The sequence below is a fragment of the Oleiphilus sp. HI0061 genome (assembly GCF_001635675.1).
Window position 1 is genome coordinate 1 of record NZ_LWFE01001414.1, and the last position, 2,334, is coordinate 2,334.

Genomic DNA, 2,334 nt, shown 5'->3' on the forward strand with positions numbered 1-2,334 from the left:
TTATCAGCACCGATTGTTCCGTCATAAACATTTTAGGTCGTCGACAGAACTTCACCAACTTTGCTTTCAAAGCCTCTAGCGCTTTGCGCTGCTCACCAATTGTAAACTTTCTTGGTTTAAGGTACTTGGCATGAACGTCCGACTTGAAGCGCTTATAAATTGCATGAACCATTTTGTCGGCAATTTTTGCTTCACTCTCGACATTATCGAGTTCTTTATCCATCTTATCGAAAAATTTATTCATCGAGTGAACCAAGCCAACGGTGCTCCAACAATCTTGCATATCACGCTTGGTATGTTTGAGCACTTCTTTCAAGCGCTCTTCACTAACCAATTGCTGCAATACTTCTCCTTGCGACTCCATCAAACGTCGACTAGAGCGTAAAGTGATCAGTTTGCGGTGATAGATATCGTGCTCGGTGTGCGTTTCTTTGGCTAGATTCTGCAACATTTCGGGGCTTAGTACTTCTCTTTCTAGCCCTTCGTGACGCTCGTATAAGTTAGCCAAACGGTCATTCAAAACTGATTGCGAGCCATGCAGCATCTTTTGCAAATCTCGCAGAAGATCTTTGTAAATCGTTGACTCACGCTCGGCAATAATTCGCTTGGAAATTAGCTTCTCCAATTTAGGAAAAGCACTTTTTTGCAATAATGAATGGTCTTTTCTGATTTTAGCAATCAAACCCTGTTTTGCAGATAAAGGCAAAACATCTTCTGCATCCATATTCAGCTGCTTGGCTGTTAGGTGCCGAATTTGCTCAATCGAAGCACTAATATGCGGTTCACCCTGCAGGTCATCCCAGAGCACATCTATTTTATTCAGCACAGCAAAACGACCTGCACGGTGTTCAGACTCATGCACATCGATATACTGCTTCCAGATTGCCATGTCACTGGCTGTAACGCCCGTGTCAGCACTCAGCATAAAGATAACAGCCTGGGCATTAGGAATCATGCTAATGGTGAGTTCGGGCTCTGAGCCTAAGGCGTTTAAACCTGGCGTATCCAGGATACATAAACCTTTGCGTAAGATCGGGCTATCAAGGCTCAATAAAGCATGGCGCCACGCCGGTATTAAGACCTTATCTGAATTCTTGGCGCGTTCCAGCGAGCCTTCATCAAAGCCTAGTTCACGCGCCTGGGCAAAAGAAACCACTCGTGTTTCAGCGATTTGCCTGAGTGTTTCAGCCATCGACTCTTGATTACGAGGATCAATGGGAAAATAACGCCACTCATGGTCGCTCTTTTTTAATTCGCTAATGGTCTGGTTTTGTGATCGGGAGTCGATCGGTAATAGCTTGAGGTAGTTTTTTTTCTGGTGTTGATCGTAGAAAATTTCAGTCGGGCACATGGTCGTACGACCCGCCTGGGACGGTAACATTCTCTGGCCAAAGCTTGAGAATACCAAGGCGTTGATCAGTTCTGTTTTACCTCGGGAATATTCCCCAACCAGGGCTACCGTTAGTAACTCATCGTGTAAAAGCCCTAAACCACGCTGTAAGCGAGCATCGAGTTCGTTACTATACAAGCCAGCATCGACCAACCACTGTTTGTAGCGCTCAACGGAGCTACTCAGCTGCCGCTTCCAATCATGGAAGGCATCAACCTGTTGTGATAAGTCGTTTATAGACATGCAAAGTCACCACTTAACGTGCTTAAAAGCAATCATTCCAGGCGAGCCATTAAAAGCTTCCGCCTATTCCTTCACGATCATAGACCCTTATAGGTAATTTATCTGTGCGGGTATTGGCATTCCCTACACAAAGCTTAGCCCTTAAGACTATCTAAGCGTCAGATCATTCGCATTAAATGGCTCACGACCGTTTCGAGCACCTGAAGCGTAAGAAATGCAAATATTGGTGATAAATCCAAGCCGCCCATAGCTGGCAAGATCTTACGAAAGGGCTTCATCAAGGGCTCGGTAATCTGATTAATCAAGAGTAAGGCTGGGTGCCCGCTGCCGGGTGCAATCCAACTTGCAACGATCATGATAATTAGAGACCAAAAATAGATTTTTATTAAAAAGCTCGCAACCAATATGGCCGATAACAAAACAATATTAATCGGATTCGATATCGCATACCCCAACACCGCAACCTTGATACCAACAGCAACTGTCTGTACTAATATTGCTAGCACCAATGAAGCCAGATCGATGCCCGCTATACCTGGTATTAATCGTCTTAAAGTGATAAGCAAAGGGTTCGTCGCTTTAACAACAAACTGGGAAATGGGGTTATAGAAATCTGCTCGGGAGAGTTGCAAGATAAATCGCATCAAAACAATCATCACGTACAGTGATGACACGGTATCGATCACCAAATTAAAAATTTC

Annotated in this window: 2 protein-coding genes; both read right to left on the reverse strand. The window is 44.4% G+C overall.

The features are described from left to right. The coding region (locus tag A3735_RS22395) for a dynamin family protein (protein WP_068638681.1) at positions 1-1,633 on the reverse strand (1,633 nt) is incomplete at its 3' end. A gap of 158 nt (positions 1,634-1,791) precedes the next feature. Further along, positions 1,792-2,331: a YggT family protein gene (locus A3735_RS22400; protein WP_068638683.1), complete on the reverse strand. Its 540-nt coding sequence runs from the start codon at positions 2,329-2,331 to the stop codon at positions 1,792-1,794. Positions 2,332-2,334 lie beyond the last annotated feature (3 nt).